The 18,116-nt window shown below is 41.9% G+C and carries 11 protein-coding genes; 7 read left to right on the top strand and 4 right to left on the bottom strand.

The window, feature by feature from the left end; translation table 11 throughout:
• Positions 1–40: 40 nt before the first annotated feature.
• Positions 41–7,612, bottom strand: coding sequence for a YSIRK-type signal peptide-containing protein (locus B7721_RS04695; protein ID WP_084877779.1), 7,572 nt, complete (start codon positions 7,610–7,612; stop codon positions 41–43).
• A 617-nt stretch (positions 7,613–8,229) separates the two neighbouring features.
• On the opposite strand from B7721_RS04695, the gene B7721_RS04690 reads away from it, so the two are divergent.
• On the top strand, positions 8,230–8,859 hold the full coding sequence (locus B7721_RS04690; protein WP_007517726.1) for an MBL fold metallo-hydrolase: 630 nt from the start codon (positions 8,230–8,232) through the stop codon (positions 8,857–8,859).
• 38 nt (positions 8,860–8,897) lie between these two features.
• Here B7721_RS04690 and B7721_RS04685 read toward each other — a convergent pair whose 3' ends face one another.
• Complete coding sequence (locus B7721_RS04685) at positions 8,898–10,790, bottom strand: M13 family metallopeptidase (protein ID WP_084877778.1); 1,893 nt, start codon at positions 10,788–10,790, stop codon at positions 8,898–8,900.
• Positions 10,791–10,969: 179 nt separating this feature from the next.
• Here B7721_RS04685 and B7721_RS04680 point away from each other — a divergent pair, with 179 nt between their 5' ends.
• From B7721_RS04680 to B7721_RS10300, 6 genes are all read left to right on the top strand, one after another.
• Positions 10,970–11,692 carry a metal ABC transporter ATP-binding protein gene (locus tag B7721_RS04680; protein WP_084877777.1) on the top strand — a complete coding sequence of 241 codons (723 nt, stop codon included), beginning with the start codon at positions 10,970–10,972 and terminating at the stop codon, positions 11,690–11,692.
• A complete protein-coding gene (locus tag B7721_RS04675; RefSeq protein ID WP_000559774.1) occupies positions 11,689–12,537 on the top strand; it encodes a metal ABC transporter permease in 849 nt (282 codons plus the stop codon). Before B7721_RS04680 ends, B7721_RS04675 begins: the two co-directional genes overlap by 4 nt.
• A 26-nt stretch (positions 12,538–12,563) precedes the next feature.
• On the top strand, positions 12,564–13,493 hold the full coding sequence (psaA, locus tag B7721_RS04670; RefSeq protein WP_000733080.1) for a metal ABC transporter substrate-binding lipoprotein/adhesin PsaA: 930 nt from the start codon (positions 12,564–12,566) through the stop codon (positions 13,491–13,493).
• A gap of 121 nt (positions 13,494–13,614) precedes the next feature.
• Positions 13,615–14,109 carry a thiol peroxidase gene (gene tpx / locus B7721_RS04665; protein WP_000206541.1) on the top strand — a complete coding sequence of 165 codons (495 nt, stop codon included), beginning with the start codon at positions 13,615–13,617 and terminating at the stop codon, positions 14,107–14,109.
• An 83-nt stretch (positions 14,110–14,192) separates the two neighbouring features.
• A complete protein-coding gene (locus tag B7721_RS04660) occupies positions 14,193–14,843 on the top strand; it encodes a metal-dependent transcriptional regulator (protein WP_084877775.1) in 651 nt (216 codons plus the stop codon).
• Positions 14,844–14,950: 107 nt separating this feature from the next.
• On the top strand, positions 14,951–15,364 hold the full coding sequence (locus tag B7721_RS10300) for a hypothetical protein (protein ID WP_084877773.1): 414 nt from the start codon (positions 14,951–14,953) through the stop codon (positions 15,362–15,364).
• A gap of 31 nt (positions 15,365–15,395) precedes the next feature.
• On the opposite strand, the gene dtd is transcribed toward B7721_RS10300, so the two are convergent.
• Both dtd and B7721_RS04645 read right to left on the bottom strand, forming a co-directional pair.
• Positions 15,396–15,839 (bottom strand): D-aminoacyl-tRNA deacylase, encoded by a 444-nt coding sequence (gene dtd / locus B7721_RS04650; RefSeq protein WP_049519290.1) that lies wholly within the window; start codon positions 15,837–15,839, stop codon positions 15,396–15,398.
• Between the two features lie 29 nt (positions 15,840–15,868).
• Positions 15,869–18,085, bottom strand: coding sequence for a RelA/SpoT family protein (locus B7721_RS04645; protein WP_084877772.1), 2,217 nt, complete (start codon positions 18,083–18,085; stop codon positions 15,869–15,871).
• Between the last annotated feature and the right edge of the window lie 31 nt (positions 18,086–18,116).

Below are 18,116 nucleotides of genomic sequence, written 5' to 3'. Positions count from 1 at the left end.
AAGAAACTAATGGATACTAGTTAGAATCTCGAGTATAGAATTAGTCTTCTTTTTTCTTGCGTGCCACAAGTCCAAATCCGCTCATCAAACCAAGTACTCCTAGAGCTGCCAAAGCTGCATGATCTTCCGTACCAGTATTAGGTAATTCTTTGGTTGCTTTAGTAGTTGGAGATTGCTCAGTCGGCTTTTGTTGAGGGGCAGTAACAACTTTTTCGTAGACATGTTCTGTGTCGCCGTTTGGAAGTTTCTTAGTCTCTACGAAGCGGTAACCTGGAATATCTTTCTTAGGTTGTTCACCGTCTTCGGTTGGGTGGCCTGGAATTTCATTCCCTTCCTTATCCATGTGACTAGTCTTAACCTTCTCATAAACATGTTCTGTGTCGCCGTTTGGAAGTTTCTTAGTCTCTACGAAGCGGTAACCTGGAATATCTTTCTTAGGTTGTTCGCCGTCTTCGCTTGGATAACCTGGAATTTCATTCCCTTCCTTATCCTTATGACTGGTCTTCACTTTTTCGTAGACATGTTCTGTGTCGCCGTTTGGAAGTTTCTTAGTCTCTACGAAGCGGTAGCCTGGAATATCTTTCTTAGGTTGTTCGCCGTCTTCGCTTGGATAACCTGGAATTTCATTCCCTTCCTTATCCTTATGACTGGTCTTCACTTTTTCGTAGACATGTTCTGTGTCGCCGTTTGGAAGTTTCTTAGTCTCTACGAAGCGGTAGCCTGGAATATCTTTCTTAGGTTGTTCACCGTCTTCGGTTGGGTGGCCTGGAATTTCATTGCCTTCCTTATCCTTATGACTGGTCTTCACTTTTTCGTAGACATGTTCTGTGTCGCCGTTTGGAAGTTTCTTAGTCTCTACGAAGCGGTAGCCTGGAATATCTTTCTTAGGTTGTTCACCGTCTTCGGTTGGGTGGCCTGGAATTTCGTTCCCTTCCTTATCCTTATGACTGGTCTTAACCTTCTCATAAACATGTTCTGTGTCGCCGTTTGGAAGTTTCTTAGTCTCTACGAAGCGGTAACCTGGAATATCTTTCTTAGGTTGTTCACCGTCTTCGGTTGGGTGGCCTGGAATTTCATTGCCTTCCTTATCCTTATGACTAGTCTTAACCTTCTCATAAACGTGTTCTGTGTCGCCGTTTGGAAGTTTCTTAGTCTCTACGAAGCGGTAACCTGGAATATCCTTCTTAGGTTGTTCGCCGTCTTCGCTTGGATAACCTGGAATGTCATTGCCTTCCTTATCCTTATGACTAGTCTTAACCTTCTCATAAACGTGTTCTGTGTCGCCGTTTGGAAGTTTCTTAGTCTCTACGAAGCGGTAACCTGGAATATCCTTCTTAGGTTGTTCGCCGTCTTCGCTTGGATAACCTGGAATGTCATTGCCTTCCTTATCCTTATGACTGGTCTTAACCTTCTCATAAACGTGTTCTGTGTCGCCGTTTGGAAGTTTCTTAGTCTCTACGAAGCGGTAACCTGGAATATCTTTCTTAGGTTGTTCGCCGTCTTCGCTTGGATAACCTGGAATTTCGTTCCCTTCCTTATCCTTATGACTGGTCTTAACCTTCTCATAAACGTGGACCACATTGCCTTTTTCATCAACCTTAGTTTCAACAATTTTATATCCTGGAATATCTTTCTTAGGTTGCGAACCATCTTCACTTGGTGCTAGAATATTTCCTTTAGTATCCACAAATGAAGTATTCGGACGTACAGTAGGGATGTATTTAGCTGTAATTGGGGTTCCATTCTTATCAACACGTTTAACTGTTACTCCAGTTGCTCGACCTACAAATTCTGGCTCTGGTGTGAAAGTAACTTTTCCAGCTTCATCAATAGTATATGTACCCTCACCTGGTACCTTCTTCTCTGTTGTACCATCGTCAAAGGTCGGCTTAACTGTTTCATCAATTTCTACCGGAATTTCTTTACCATTGATTGTTACTTTTCCGCCTTCAAATGTTGGTGTTCCTGATTGAGGTTGTCCTTTCGGACCTTCTGATTCAGAATCTTTTGAAGTAGGTGTAACCGGGATAACAACTGGGGTATACTTAGCTGTAATTGGGGTTCCATTCTTATCAACACGCTTAACAGTCACACCTGTTGCTTGACCTGTAAATGTCTTCTCGGGAGTAAAGGTTACTTTTCCAGTTTCATCAATAGTATATGTACCTTCACCTGGAATTGTCTTCTCTGTTGTACCATCATCAAACGTTGGTTTGACTGTTTCATCAATTTCAACAGTTTTCTCAATACCATTAACTTTGACTTTTCCACCTTCAAATGTTGGTGTTCCTGATTGAGTTGCACCCTGAACATCTGTTGTAACAACATCCGAACTTGTTGGAGTTGCTGGTTTAACAACTGGAGTGTATTTAGCTTTTACAGGAGTTCCATTCTCATCTACACGTTGAACTTCTACGCCTGTTCCTTTTCCAGTAAATTGTGGTTCTGGCTTAAATTCTACCATACCATTATTTACAGTATAAGTTCCTTCGCCTGGAATGACAATTGGTTGATCTGTTGGTTTTCCTGTTTTTGGATCAATAAGTTCAAGACCCTTGGCTTCATCAATAGGAACAATTTTTTCCACTCCATTAACAGTAACCCTACCACCTAGGAATGTAGGCACTCCTTTTTGAGTTGCACCTTGAATGTCTTCTGTAACAGCATCAGTAGCTGTTGGAATTGCTGCCTTAACAACTGGAGTGTAGCTTGCTGTAACGGGGGTTCCATTCTTGTCTTCACGTAAAACTTCAACGCCTGATGCTTGACCTGTAAAGGTTTTTTCAGGAACAAAGGTTACTGTTCCGTCCGGTGCTACAGTATAAGTACCTTCACCCGGAATAGTGATAGAATCCACAACATTTCCAGTTTTAGAATCAATCAATTTAGCTGGAACAGTGTCATTCATCTCAACAGTAACTTCTTTTCCATTGACAACTGCAGTTCCGCCTTGGAATTCTGGTTTTCCAGTTTGAGTTGCACCTTGAACATCTTCAGAAGTCGCAGGAACTCCAATAGGCTTTACTGGGATAATTTGTGGCGTGTAAGTTGTCGTCACTTTAGTTCCATTTTCATCTTCTGCTCGCACAGTTGCTGGAGTAACCTTACCAGAATACAATTTATCCGTTGGACTAAAGGTTACCTTTCCAGTTGTTGGATCAATAGAGAATGTACCAATTTCAGTAGTCCCATCTTCAGCATAAGCTGGAGTTGTCTGACCTGCAGGAACTTCATTCCCTTCTTTATCAAGAAGTTTTACTGAACCTTGTTTAATTGGTGCAATTGCATCACCTTGAACAAATGTAGGGGTACCTGTTTGTGTTGCTCCTTGAATATTTTCAGAAGTTGCTGGAGTTGCTGTTGGTGTAACTGGCTTAATCAATGGTGTGTAAGTTGTTTCAACCGAAATACCATTTTTATCTTTAGCCTGTACACGCACAGGTTGAACTTCACCACTATAAGTCTTATCAGTTGGGGTAAAGACTGCAACGGCTTGTCCACCAACTGTTTTCAGAGTATATGTACCAATAACATTTCCACTAGGGTCTTTAGCTGGAACAGATGTTGCTGGAGTTCCGGTTTCATCTAAAAGAGTGAAAGTAGCTGGGTCAATATCTACAGTCACCTGTTTACCATCCAGTGTAGTCGTACCACCATTGAATGTTACTGTACTTTCTTGAGTTGCTCCTTGGACATCAACTGACTTAGCAGGTTCTGCTGTTGGAGTAACACCTACAATATGTGGAGTATAAGTTGTCTTAACTTTTGTACCATTCTCATCTTCAGCCTGAACTGTTGCAGGTTGGACTTTACCTTTGTAAGTCTTATCGGTTGGAGTGAATGTTACAGTATTTGAAGTTGGGTCAATTGTATATTCCCCTACTTTGTTACCATTCTCATCCAAAGCATCTACTGAAGCTCCAGGTGCTACCGGAGTACCATTCTTATCAAGAAGAACAGCTGAGTTCGGCTTGATTGGAGCAACAGAGTGTCCTTCTTTGAATGCTACCGTTCCTGTTTGAGTAGCGCCTTGGATTCCAGTTGATTCTGCAGGAGTTGCTGTTGGAGTAACTGGTGTAACAGTTGGAGTATAAGTTGCTGTCGCTGTAGCGGTAATAGGTTGTCCATCTTTATCTTGACCAAGAGTTGCTGTTAATGATACAGTCACTGGGGTTGCTGTACCTGTGAATGTTTTCAACGGAACAAATGTCACAACACCAGTTTCATTATTAATTGTGTATGTTCCTTGACCATCAATTGTTACTTGGTCAACTAACTTACCAGTGGTAGGATCTACCAACTTAGCAGGTGAAGTAGCACTTGGTACCACAGGTGAGCCATCACCAACAGATGTAAAGGTTGGAGTACCTGTTTGAGTCGCTCCTTGAACATCTGTGGATGTTACATTATGACCTTCAATCGAGTCTGTTACTGTGATGTGGTAAGTTGTTGTAGCTGTTGATGAGCCAGCCCCATGATCCACACCAGATTCAGTTCCACCTATTGTAGCATCTGTTGTGTAATTGCCATTACTATCAATAACGTCAACTGTTACTGTATAGACTCCCACTTCACTCAGTGTATAACCACTAGCAAGATTATAGTTGTTTGCATCTTGTTTAGTGTCATAAACCTTCTGAACTCCTGAAGGAGATGTTACTGTAATACGAGTAATGTAAGTTGTTTTTCCGTACTTAGTATCTTCTGCATCAGAGATTGTCACTGCAGCTTTTGCTTCATTACGGAGATCTACCGCAGTTCCTTTAGTAGAAGTATAATCTTGTGAGCTTGCAGTTGGTTTCGTATTGACAACAGTCGCAACATCTGAGTTAGTTGCGATTGTTCCTCTAATGATTCCACCAAATCCTGATTTAGTATGAACTTCCCATGAATCATCACCCAACTTTTTAGCAGTAACTTCTGTTCCATCTGATGATGTCCATGTGTTTGAATGTTTGTCAAAAGTAATAGTTACTGACATACCATCGCCAGCTTGGTTAGTATTTTGAGAAACATATTCCGTCATTGGACGATCAGGAGTAGTTACACTTGTTACATTTCCATCTTTATCAAGTTGACGAGTATATTCGTAAATGAAGAATTTCATACCGCCATCTAGTTTCGTTTCAGTGTATACTTGGCGTTTCGTCCAAGTTGTAGTCCCATCTCCATTTGCTGTTTTCACTTCGGCATAGTCAGCAGGAAGCTCCCAGTGACCAGATGTACTATTTAAAACTGCAGTGTGTTTTTGCCCATCAGTTCCATTCAATTCAACTCGCTCACGTAAGAAAGTTCCCTTAACATTTTCAGCTGATGCTTCTACTTTGATATTATCAACACCAACTTTTGCAGTTGCTTCTGACGTGACTGGAATATTAAAGACGGTATTTGAATCTACAGCACCTAGTTCTTGATTCTCAGTAACCGCTGTATTGGTTGAACCACTATCTACAAGCCATTTACCATTAACGGCTTTCAAGTTTGTTACAGTTCCATCTGGCATTGTAACCTTAGCACTTGTAGCACCTTTCGAGATTTTAACAGGAACTGTTGTTGAATAGGTTTCAACGTTTTGAACTTCAACTTTAGGCTTAACAACTACAGTAATAGAACCGTGCGCCTCTTGACCTGACTGATTCCATGTCGTATTATTAGATAATTTATCATAATCTTTAGCAAATACTGAAACGGTATAGATACCTGCCTCTGTCACCTTACCTCCAATGACAGCATTACCCATGTTGGTTCCAGCAGCTTTTTGCTCTTCAGCAGTACTGTTTGTTACAGTATAGTTGGTACCAGGAATCAACACTTTAGAATCATCTAATTCTGCTCCTATAGTGTTGTAGCCTGAGACACCTGTGACTGCTTTAGAAGAATTTTGACGAACTTTAACTACTTTACCTTCAGCAGTTGTATAGTCATAGCTTCCTGCTGAATTGCCAGGTATCGCACTAGCTCCCGAAGAATCATGAAAACGAAGATTGATATTCGCATCATCACCAACAGTTCTATCATAACGAGCTGAATCTGACTGAATTGTAGGAGGTGTGCTATCTTGCCAACCTACCCAACCAGCACGTAGATTCTGAATTTGGAAGGTGACAGTCCGCCCATCTGTATTCGTTGCAGTAATATTGAATCGTAAGTCATACACTCCATTTTCAATACCAGCAACTACTTTACCTTGAATGGTATCTGTCGCCTCATCATAAGTAACGCCTGGTACAAGGTTAGTTGGTGTTACAGAGGTAAGACTCCAACCAGCTTGCTTAGCTTTTTCTGTAACTGCAATACGATCTTTCAAACCTTTAATATAAACTCTGTCAACTCCTTGTTCATACCCATAGCCATAAATTTCTGTAGCTAGGTATTCATAACCACCGTTGGCAGAGTATATTGACGTCGCAGCGTTTGAAATTCTTGACCCATCCGCACGGAGTTTGTTTCTCCAAAGAGGGGCTTCTTCTGCTAATTTTTTAGCGGCATCAGGGGTTAATGGATAGTCTACACGTCCTTTGTTGTTATGACCAGTTTTTCCACCCTGTTCTGTATGCATCCCATTTCCAGCATTAGTATCTTCACCAGTCCGCTGATTAGAATAGACTTCTATCTCTAACCCTGTAGCATCAGTACCCGTAATTAATTTAATTTCTTGGACTGGAATTGTATAGGTATCTTTACCAGTATGATTTGCAGCGTTTGTTTCCGATGCATGAGTTGTATTAGAACCCTCTTCAGCATAGAAATCTTGAGCAGCCAAAGCGACTCCAAAGTTTCCATCTTTTCCGATTCCTGCTTTCTTCAAATCATTGTAGACAGCAATAATGGAATCATTTAAGCGTGACAATTGATCATTGATTTGTTTAGCTGTAAGGGTGTCATTCGCTAGGACTTTCTTAGTTTCTGCAATAACTTCTTTATTATTAGCTATCGCCGCCTCAATTGCCGCTTTGTTTGCGCCTTCAACCTTATTTCTACGAACCGCTTCATCTGCAAGAACATTTGTCACTTCCGCTTCTGACGTGACCTGTTCCAAAACCTTTTTAGATTCTTCTACAGCTTTTTCTGTAGCAGTGGTCGCCACTGGTTTGACTGCTGTAGTTGCTGCTGTTTCCTCAACTTGTTTCCCAGCTTCGTCTGACTCAACTACAACTGTAATCAAAGCTTCAACTTTAGCATGCTCTGCATCGATATCAGCCTGTTTTGCAGTTTCGTTTGCAAGAACTGCCTTTGCCGCAGTCAATACTTCATTTGCAGTAGCTATCGCTGTTGCATCAGCTTTCTTTGCAGATGCAATCTTCGCTTCTAACTCAACTACTTTTTTAGTCAGAGCAGTCTTATCAACTTTTTTAGTCTCTACTACTTTTTCTGACGCCTTAGCTTCAGATTTCTCCGCCGTTATAGTTGACTCCGACTCCTTTGTTGCTACTGGTGTTGTCGTTGCCACTGTTGCATCTGCACCTTGTACTTCCGCTGCCGATACCGCACCATTACCTAGGAACATCATCAAACCGGCCGCAATTGCCACCGACGCTGCCCCAAAGCTGTACTTCCGAATACCATAACGAATGTACTTCTCCGTTCTAAAATCCTGTTGCTTACTCTTCATAAGATACACAACCCTCCTATTTTTATTATATCGATATTGAAATATAGAAAAAACGAAATTTCTTCCCTACTCAAAAAATGGTCTTTAAATTTCATTATTCTAAAAGGATTATATCCTCGTATTCAATATGCATATTCATACTAACATTTTCCCCTATCTTTTTCAACAATTTTTATAATTTTATTTAAAATAAAATTAATAACATCCAAATCATTTGATTCATAAAAACTTTATTAAACCCCTTTTTTACAAACTGTAAACCTTGTTTTTTTATTATATGAAAATCAATAAAATACTATTTAATGTATCAAATATATATTTATATTTTGATACATTTCGCAAATATTATTGTTTAACATATTTTATTTATAATTATAACTATAAAATCCAAATGCGTTCTCAATAAAAGAAACTGTATTTTTATCAGTTATTTCTTATTTGTTCTATGTTCTTATTACCATTCAACTAAAAATATAATAAGTCTTCTCACAGTAATTTCCTTCTTTTTTTAATATAAATCAACCAACCTTGAATACAAAAGTGGGACTTTCTTTTCACTTTATTTCTCTCTTCTATGCTATACTTAGTTTAGTACATTCTTTGAGATTGGAGCCAGTATGAAAATCCATAAAACCGTGAATCCCGTTGCCTATGAAAACACTTATTATCTAGAAGGGGACCAACACCTGATTGTGGTTGACCCAGGTAGCCATTGGGAAGCTATTCGCAAGACTATTGAAAAAATCAACAAACCAGTCTGCGCGATTCTCCTGACCCACACCCACTACGACCATATTATGAGTCTGGACTTGGTTCGTGATACTTTTGGAAATCCTCCAGTTTATGTAGCAGAGAGTGAAGCTAGCTGGCTTTATACACCTGTAGATAATCTCTCTGGTCTCCCTCGTCACGATGATATGGCAGATGTGGTCGCAAAACCTGCAGAGCACACCTTTGTCTTTCATGAGGAATACCAGCTTGAGGAATTTCGTTTTACAGTTCTACCTACCCCAGGGCACTCTATTGGCGGTGTTTCCCTGGTCTTTCCTGATGCCCATCTAGTTTTGACTGGAGATGCTCTATTCCGAGAAACCATCGGTCGGACAGACCTTCCTACCGGTAGCACGGAACAACTTCTCCATAGCATTCAGACGCAGCTCTTCACACTTCCTAACTACGATGTCTATCCTGGGCATGGTCCAGCTACGACTATCGCTCACGAAAAGACCTTTAATCCCTTTTTCTAGCAAGCAAAAAACCAAGGACGATTTCCTTGGTTTTTGTCTTACCAAATAATCACACGATCCTCTGGTGAACGCCACATGCCGTCGCCTTCTTTGACATCATAGGTTGTAAAGAAGTCATCGAAGTTAGGTACTTGCACATTGACACGGAGTTTGGCAGGCGCGTGCACATCGACACTGGCCATAAGTTTCATCAACTCAGGACGGCCTTTCATGCGCCAGATACGAGCAAAGTTGTGGAAGAATTCTTCAGAAGAGAAGTCTGGTTCTCTCTTAGCAGCTTCAAGGGCTGCAGCAATTCCTCCCAAGTCTGCAACATTTTCTGATACAGTTAGTTTCCCGTTAATCGTTGCTCCGTAAGATTCTTGCCCATCAAACTGGTCGATAACTTTCTGCGTTTTTTCTTTAAAAGCTGCATAGTCACTCTCTGTCCACCAATCCTTAAGACTACCATTTTCATCAAAGGAAGCACCATTTGTGTCAAAGGCATGAGAGATCTCATGGGCAATAACAGCACCAATACCACCGTAGTTGGCAGAAGACGACTGATGCAAGTCATAGAATGGAGCCTGTAAAATGGCCGCTGGGAAGACAATCAAGTTTTTCTGTGGATTGTAGTAGGCATTAACCATGTGTGCTGGCATGCCCCACTCCTTGTAGTCAACTGGCTGGTTCCACTTGCTCCAGCTGTGCTTGATTTCCACACGCGCAAAGGCTAGGGCATTCTCAAAGAGACTGGCAGTTTCGTCCACTACCTTGTCCTTGTAGCGGGCTGGCAATTCCTCTGGATAACCGATATAGGGCTTGATGACATTGAGTTTGACAATAGCCTTATCACGCGTTTCAGGAGTGAGCCAGTCATTCTTAGCCAAACGTTCCTTATAAACATCAATCATAGTCGCCACTTTTTTCTCTACGTCTGCCTTAGCTTCTGGGGAGAATTTTTCATGCGCATACCAGAGACCAAGGGCTTGCTTAAAGGGACCTTGGGCCAAGTGATAGGCTGCCTTGACCTTGTCCTGAGCTTCTGGAACACCTGAAAGGGCACGTCCATAGGCACCTGATAGGACACGAATCTCGTCTGTGAGATAGCTGGTTGAAAGATTGACCACAGCCAAAATCAAGGTTGCCTTAAGCAAAGGCCACGCTTCTTCACTATAAAATTGGTCTGCTGCTTGCCAGAAACGTTCCTCATCTACGATAACCTTATCTGGAGTTTGTCCAAGAACTGCTTGGAAGAAATCATCCAAAGGTAGGGCAGGGGCAAATTTCTTGAAATCTTCATAAGCGTATGGATGGTAGAGTTTGGCATATTCTGAACTTTCTTCGTTTGAAAGAACCACTGCTGCGATACGACGGTCCAATTCCAATCTCTTCTCTAGTAAGTCTTCGATTTCCTCATCTGAAAAATCATAGGCTTTGAGAAGATTTGCGCTACTTTCCTTCCAAAGCGTCAAGAGCTCCTCACGTTGAGGATGGTCTTCAGCATAGTAGGTTGTATCTGGCAAGATAGTTCCTGGTGCACTTGCCCAGAGAACATTGGTTCTGGCATCCATAAAGTCTGGTGATACTCCAAATGGAAGGAAGTTTGGTTTACCTGCTAGTTCAAACTCTGCCAGTTTGCTGGTAAAATCTGCAAAGCTCTCCAAATCTTGGTATTCCTTGAGCAGAGGAAGGACAGGCTTGATTCCATCTGCATCCCTCTTATCAAAATCACGTACCATACGATGGTACTTAACAAAGTTTGCGAGGATGGCATCCTCTGGGACTTCTTCACCTGCCAACCACTTGTCTGTAGTCGCCAGCATCAACTCTTCAATTTCCTCGTCAAGGTCAATAAAGCCACCTGTTCGAGATTTATCAGCTGGAATAACAGCTGTTTTTTCCCATTCTCCATTGATTGCATCATAAAAATCGTCTTGATAACGTGTCATCTTGTTCTCGCTTTCATTTTTTCACTTATTCTTAGCTTAGCAAAAAACACTTGGGAATGCAATTAAAAATGGTCTCTCTTTTTTCTTCATTTTTCAGTTATTATTTTAAATTTTTTAAAAATTAACTTGACTTAATTTTTTTTTTAATGTATATTAAAAGACAGGAGGAAAACAACTGTATGATACGTATCGAAAACCTCAGTGTCTCCTACAAAGAAACGTTGGCACTAAAGGATATTTCACTAGTGCTCCACGGACCAACTATTACTGGAATTATTGGTCCAAACGGTGCTGGAAAATCAACTTTATTAAAAAGTATGTTGGGAATTATCCCACACGAAGGTCAGGCCTTTCTCGATGACAAAGAAGTCAAGAAATCTTTACATCGAGTTGCCTATGTCGAGCAAAAAATCCATATCGACTACAATTTCCCTATCAAGGTCAAGGAATGTGTCTCACTGGGACTCTATCCATCTATCCCGCTCTTCCACACTTTAAAGGCCAGCCACTGGAAAAAAGTGGCGGATGCACTTGAAATCGTTGGACTCTCAGACTATGCTGATCGCCAAATCAGTCAGCTCTCTGGAGGACAATTCCAACGTGTTTTGATTGCCCGCTGCTTAGTGCAGGAAGCTGACTACATCTTTTTAGATGAGCCTTTTGTCGGGATTGACTCGATCAGTGAAGAGATTATCATGAATACACTGAGAGACCTTAAAAAAGCTGGTAAAACAGTTCTCATCGTCCATCATGACCTCAGCAAAGTCCCCCATTATTTCGACCAAGTTTTGCTTCTCAATCGAGAATTAATAGACCTTGGTCCGACTATAGAAACCTTTACCGAAGCCAATCTTAAGAAGGCCTACGGTAGCAAACTCTTTTTCAATGGAGGTGGCCTATGATAGCAGAATTTATCGATGGATTGCAACATTTCCATTTCCTACAAAACGCCTTGATCACAGCTATTGTCATCGGAGTTGTTGCTGGAGCCGTGGGATGTTTTATCATCCTACGTGGGATGTCTCTCATGGGAGATGCCATCTCTCACGCAGTTTTGCCCGGCGTAGCCCTTTCCTTTATCCTGGGAATTGATTTCTTTATTGGAGCCATTATCTTTGGCTTGATGGCCTCCATCATCATTACCTACATCAAGGGAAACTCTATCATCAAGAGTGACACTGCCATTGGTATTACCTTTTCATCTTTCTTAGCCCTAGGTGTCATCTTGATTAGTGTTGCCAAGAGTTCGACAGACCTCTTCCATATCCTTTTCGGGAATATCCTCGCTGTCCAAGATACGGACATGTGGATCACCATTGGTGTGGGTGCATTGATTCTCTTGATTATCGGGATTTTCTTTAAACAACTATTGATTACATCCTTTGACGAGCTCCTAGCTAAAGCCATGGGAATGCCTGTCAATTTCTACCACTATCTGCTCATGGTGCTCTTGACCCTTGTGTCCGTCACCGCCATGCAAAGTGTTGGAACTATTCTTATCGTGGCCATGTTGATCACCCCAGCTGCGACGGCTTACCTTTATGCGAATAGCCTAAAGAGCATGATTTTTCTTTCATCAACCCTAGGGGCAACCGCTTCTGTTTTGGGACTCTTTATCGGCTATAGCTTCAACCTCGCAGCAGGATCCAGCATCGTGCTCACATCCGCCAGCTTCTTCTTAATCAGTTTCTTTATCTCTCCAAAGCAACGATACTTGAAACTAAAAAATAAAAAAATCAATAAATAAGGGGAGACCCTTTCTGGAGGAATCTAATGAAAAAATTAGGTACATTGCTTGTACTCTTTCTTTCCGTCATTGCACTTGTAGCATGTGCTAGCGGAAAAAAAGATGCTACTTCTGGTCAAAAACTAAAAGTTGTTGCTACAAACTCAATCATCGCTGATATTACCAAAAATATCGCTGGCGATAAGATCGATCTTCACAGTATCGTTCCTGTTGGTCAAGACCCACACGAGTACGAACCACTTCCTGAAGACGTAAAGAAAACTTCTGAGGCTGACCTCATTTTCTATAACGGTATCAACCTTGAAACAGGTGGCAATGCTTGGTTTACCAAATTGGTCGAAAATGCCAAGAAAACTGAAAACAAAGACTACTTTGCAGTCAGCGAAGGCGTTGATGTTATCTACCTTGAAGGCCAAAACGAGAAAGGCAAAGAAGACCCACACGCTTGGCTCAACCTTGAAAATGGGATGATTTATGCTAAAAATATCGCTAAACAGCTCATTGCCAAAGATCCTAGCAACAAGGAATTCTACGAAAAAAATCTCAAAGACTATACTGAAAAACTAGACAAACTAGACAAGGAAGCCAAAGAGAAATTTAACAATATCCCTGCTGAAAAGAAACTCATCGTAACCAGCGAAGGATGCTTCAAATACTTCTCTAAAGCCTACGGTGTCCCAAGTGCCTACATCTGGGAAATCAACACGGAAGAAGAAGGTACACCGGAACAAATCAAGACCTTGGTTGAAAAACTTCGCCAAACAAAAGTTCCATCACTCTTTGTTGAATCAAGTGTCGATGACCGTCCAATGAAGACTGTTTCACAAGACACAAACATCCCAATCTACGCACAAATCTTTACTGACTCAATTGCTGAAGAAGGCAAAGAAGGCGACAGCTACTACAGCATGATGAAATACAACCTTGACAAGATTGCTGAAGGTTTGTCTAAGTAATCCATTAAAAACGTCGTTCTCACATGAATGGGCGTTTTTTTATCACTTAATTTCCGGTCAAATCATTGGAAAAATCTGACAATTCTCGGTAAAATAAAAGAAAAAAGAATGGAGTAGTTTCATGACCACTTTTCTCGGAAATCCTGTAACCTTTACAGGTAAACAACTGCAAGTCGGAGACAAGGCACTTGACTTTTCTCTCACTACAACAGATCTCTCTAAAAAAACGCTAGCTGACTTTGATGGGAAGAAAAAAGTCTTGAGTGTTGTCCCTTCTATCGATACTGGTGTCTGCTCAACGCAAACACGTCGCTTCAACCAAGAACTAGCTAACCTCGACAATACCGTCGTTCTTACTGTTTCTATGGACCTACCATTTGCCCAAGGACGCTGGTGTGGGGCTGAAGGCCTTGACAATGCCATCATGCTCTCAGACTACTTTGACCATTCTTTCGGACGCGATTATGCCCTTTTGATCAACGAATGGCATCTCCTTGCACGTGCCGTCTTTGTTCTCGATACTGACAATGTCATCCGTTACGTAGAATACGTTGACAACATCAACACGGAACCAGACTTTGAAGCTGCCATTGCTGCAGTGAAAGAACTGGACTAAAATCAAAGCCATTAGGGCAGAAGGCTAGAGAAATCTAGCTTTTTTTGATATACTAGATGGAGAGAAAAGACAAGAGGAAACGAATGACGCCAAATAAAGAAGACTACCTAAAATGTATTTATGAAATCGGTACGGAAATGCAAAAAATCACCAATAAAGAAATTGCTGCCCGTATGCAAGTCTCTCCACCTGCCGTAACAGAGATGATCAAACGCATGAAAAGTGAAAATCTCATCCTCAAGGATAAGGAGAATGGCTATCTATTGACAGATATTGGGCTCAAACTAGTCTCCGAGCTCTATCGCAAACACCGATTGATTGAAGTCTTTCTAGTTCACCATCTCGACTATACCAGTGACCAGATCCACGAAGAAGCTGAAGTCCTAGAACACACTGTATCCGATCTCTTCGTAGAGAGACTGGATAAACTGCTTGGCTTCCCTAAAACCTGCCCCCACGGAGGAACCATCCCAGCTAAGGGAGAGCTCCTGATCGAAATCAACAACCTACCTCTAGCAGATACCAAAGAAGCCGGTACCTATCTCCTGACTCGGGTTCACGATAGCTTTGATCTGCTCAAATACTTAGAAAAGCATGAAATTCATATCGGTGACCAAGTCCAAGTCAAGCAGTTTGATAATTTTTCCAATACCTTTACACTGGTCAACAAAGGTGAAGACCTCCAAGTTAGTATGGATATCGCCAAACAACTCTATGTCGAAAAAATCAACTAAGCCCTTATCCTTGAAAGAAGTTCATTTCAGGGATTTTTTGTCATTTTAGTTGTAAGTCCCATTCATTTGGTGTAGAATGAAGCTAGATAAAAGAGGGAGGTCATCTTATGAAAAAGCTCTTTAGAATCCATTTTGTAGCCATTGTACTCTGCGATTTGCTACTGTTGGTAACTTTCAGACCCCGATACGAACTTTCTTTGGAGAGAGGTCTGATTTTTTGCTTCATTTTCATCCTTACTCAGGGACTACTGCTGTCTCGCTTAGTCTTCCGACTCAAAAAACAGTTCTCTGAGATTTATCCTCAGATGAACAAAAAAATTCGCTTCTACTATTTAGGAGTGCTCATCAGCGATTTTCTATTATTTGTCTTTTTATCCATCACTGGCCTTCAATATTTCTACTCTCTTACTCCAGTCTTTACTTCCTGTCATTCTACTTTATACTATATAACGGCTAGCCACCTAAGAGAAAACTATCCCGACTTTTACAACAAACACATCACCTTCTGGGAGTGTCTATAAACAAAAACCAAGCCAGCTGGGCTTGGTTTTCTTATCTATTTTTAGTATCAAGAATGATGGTAACTGGCCCATCATTGACTAGCTCCACCTGCATATCCGCTCCAAAGATGCCTGTCTGAACGGGCACTTCCTGAGCTAGCTTTTGGTTGAAAGCCTCATAGAAGGCAGCTGCCATATCCGGCTCGGCTGCTCCTGTATAGGCGGGACGATTGCCTTTCTTGGTATCCGCAAAGAGGGTAAACTGAGAAATAGAAAGGAATTCCCCTTCAATATCCTTGACAGACAGATTCATCTTGCCTTCTGCATCAGAAAAAATCCGCATATTGACAAGCTTTCTCACAGAATAGTCCAGATCTTCCTCTTGGTCCTCTGGCCCAACACCGACCAGTAATAAGAGTCCCTGATTAATTTTTCCATGAACCTGACCTTCGATACTGACTCGGGCTTTCTTGACTCGTTGAATGATGATTTTCATAATAGCCTTTCTGGTAACTGAAGAGAGAATTAACCGTTGGTCCGTTTGACAGAGTAAACCTCTGGCACACTCTTAATCTTGTCCACGACTGTGGTCAGTGTAGAGAGGTTGGAAATACCAAATGAGACATGGATATTAGCAAATTTCATATCCTTGGTTGGTTGAGCATTAACGGTTGAGATATTTTTGGTCGTGTTGGAGAGAACTTGTAAAACATCGTTCAAAAGCCCTGTACGGTTGAGACCATAGATATCGATGTGGGCAGTGTATTCCTTGCTTGAGAATTGATCTTCCCACTCCACATCAAGGAGACGTTGCTCGTAGTTTTCTTGGGCACGGAGATTCATACAGTCCACACGGTGAATAGCCACACCGCGTCCCTTAGTAATGTAGCCGACAATGTCGTCACCCGGCACTGGATTGCAACACTTGGCAATCCGAACTAGGAGACCTGAAGCACCTTCAATGACCACGCCACCCTCATGCTTAACCTTGAGGGTTTCTTTGTTCTCAACCTTAACTTCGCCACCTTTGACAAGCTCTTCTGCTTCCGCCTTGGCCTTAGCGCGTTCTTCCTCGCGGCGTTCCTTTTCGGTCAAACGGTTAAAGACGGTAATAGCGCCAATTTCTCCAAAACCAATGGCCGCAAAGAGAGACTCCTCTGTCTTGTAGCTGGTCTTTTGAAGGACCTCGTCCATATGACGCTTGTCCATAAACTTATTGGCTACATAGCCGTTTTCTTGGAACTGGACCATCAGCATCTCACGGCCCTTGTTTACGGATAATTCCTTGTCTTGATTTTTAAAGAACTGACGAATCTTGTTGCGCGCCTTGCTGGTCTTGACCATATTTAGCCAGTCACGACTCGGACCAAAGGAGTTGGGGTTGGTGATAATTTCAACCTGATCCCCTGTCTTGAGCTTGGTTGTCAGTGGAACCATACGGCCATTGACCTTGGCGCCAGTCGCTTTTTCACCGACTTTGGTATGGATTTCATAGGCAAAGTCAATCGGTCCTGAATCTTTTGGAAGGGAACGAACTGCACCATCTGGAGTAAAGACGTAAATCTCCTCCGCCAGATAGTTTTCTTTAACAGAGTCCACAAATTCCTTGGCATCATCAGCCTGGTCTTGGAGCTCCATCATCTCCTTGATCCAGTTCATCCCAATAGCAGATTCCTTGCTGTTGACCTGTCCTTTAATGCCTTTCTTATAAGCCCAGTGAGCCGCAACCCCATACTCAGCCACTTCGTGCATTTCCTTGGTCCGAATCTGGAACTCAATCGGCCCTTTTGGCCCATAAACAGTTGTATGGATAGACTGGTAACCATTGGCCTTACGATTGGCGATATAGTCTTTGAAGCGGCCTGGCATAGGTTTCCAAAGTTCATGCACATAACCCAGCATAGCATAGACATCACTCTGGGTATCTAAGATACAGCGAATGGCAATCAGGTCATAAATTTCCTCAAAGCGTTTCTTCTTATCCTGCATCTTGCGGTAGATCGAATAGATATGCTTAGGACGACCATAGATTTTCCCTTTGAGATTTCTTTCTGTAGCGTACTCTTCCAACTTGGTTACAACTTCATCGACCAAAGCCTCACGTTCTCTGCGTTTTTCCTTCATCATGTGGGTGATCTTGTAAAACTCAGTTGGATTGAGATAACGGAAAGATAGATCTTCCAACTCCCACTTGACACTGGAAATCCCTAGACGATGAGCAAGTGGTGCATAAATTTCCATGGTTTCTCTGGAGATACGCTCTTGCTTGTCCTTTCGAAGGTGTTTGAGAGTCCGCATATTGTGCAAACGGTCCGATAATTTAACCAAGATAACACGGATATCCTCTGACATGGCCATAAGCATCTTGCGGTGATTTTCAGCCAATTGTTCCTCGAGTGATTTGTACTCAACCTTACCAAGCTTGGTCACCCCATCAACGATAATCCGAACATCATGACCGAACTCTCTCTCCAAATCATCCAGTGTCGCATCTGTGTCTTCAACCACATCATGCAAAAAACCACAGGCAACGGTTACGGCATCCAGCTTGAGCTTAGCCAGAATGCCTGCTACCTGAATGGGATGGATAATATAGGGCTCACCTGATTTCCGAAACTGCCCACTATGACAATCAACTGCGTAAATCAATGCTTTTTGTACAAAAGCAACGTCTTCCTTTGTTAAATATTCTTTCGTTAAAGCGACTACCTGATCGCCCGTCAAATTCACTTCTTTCGGCATCTATACTCTCCAATTCTTCCTACCATTTTAT

This window comes from Streptococcus oralis subsp. oralis (assembly GCF_002096445.1).
Lineage (GTDB): Bacteria > Bacillota > Bacilli > Lactobacillales > Streptococcaceae > Streptococcus > Streptococcus oralis_N.
This window is presented reverse-complemented; position numbering and strand designations above follow the sequence as displayed.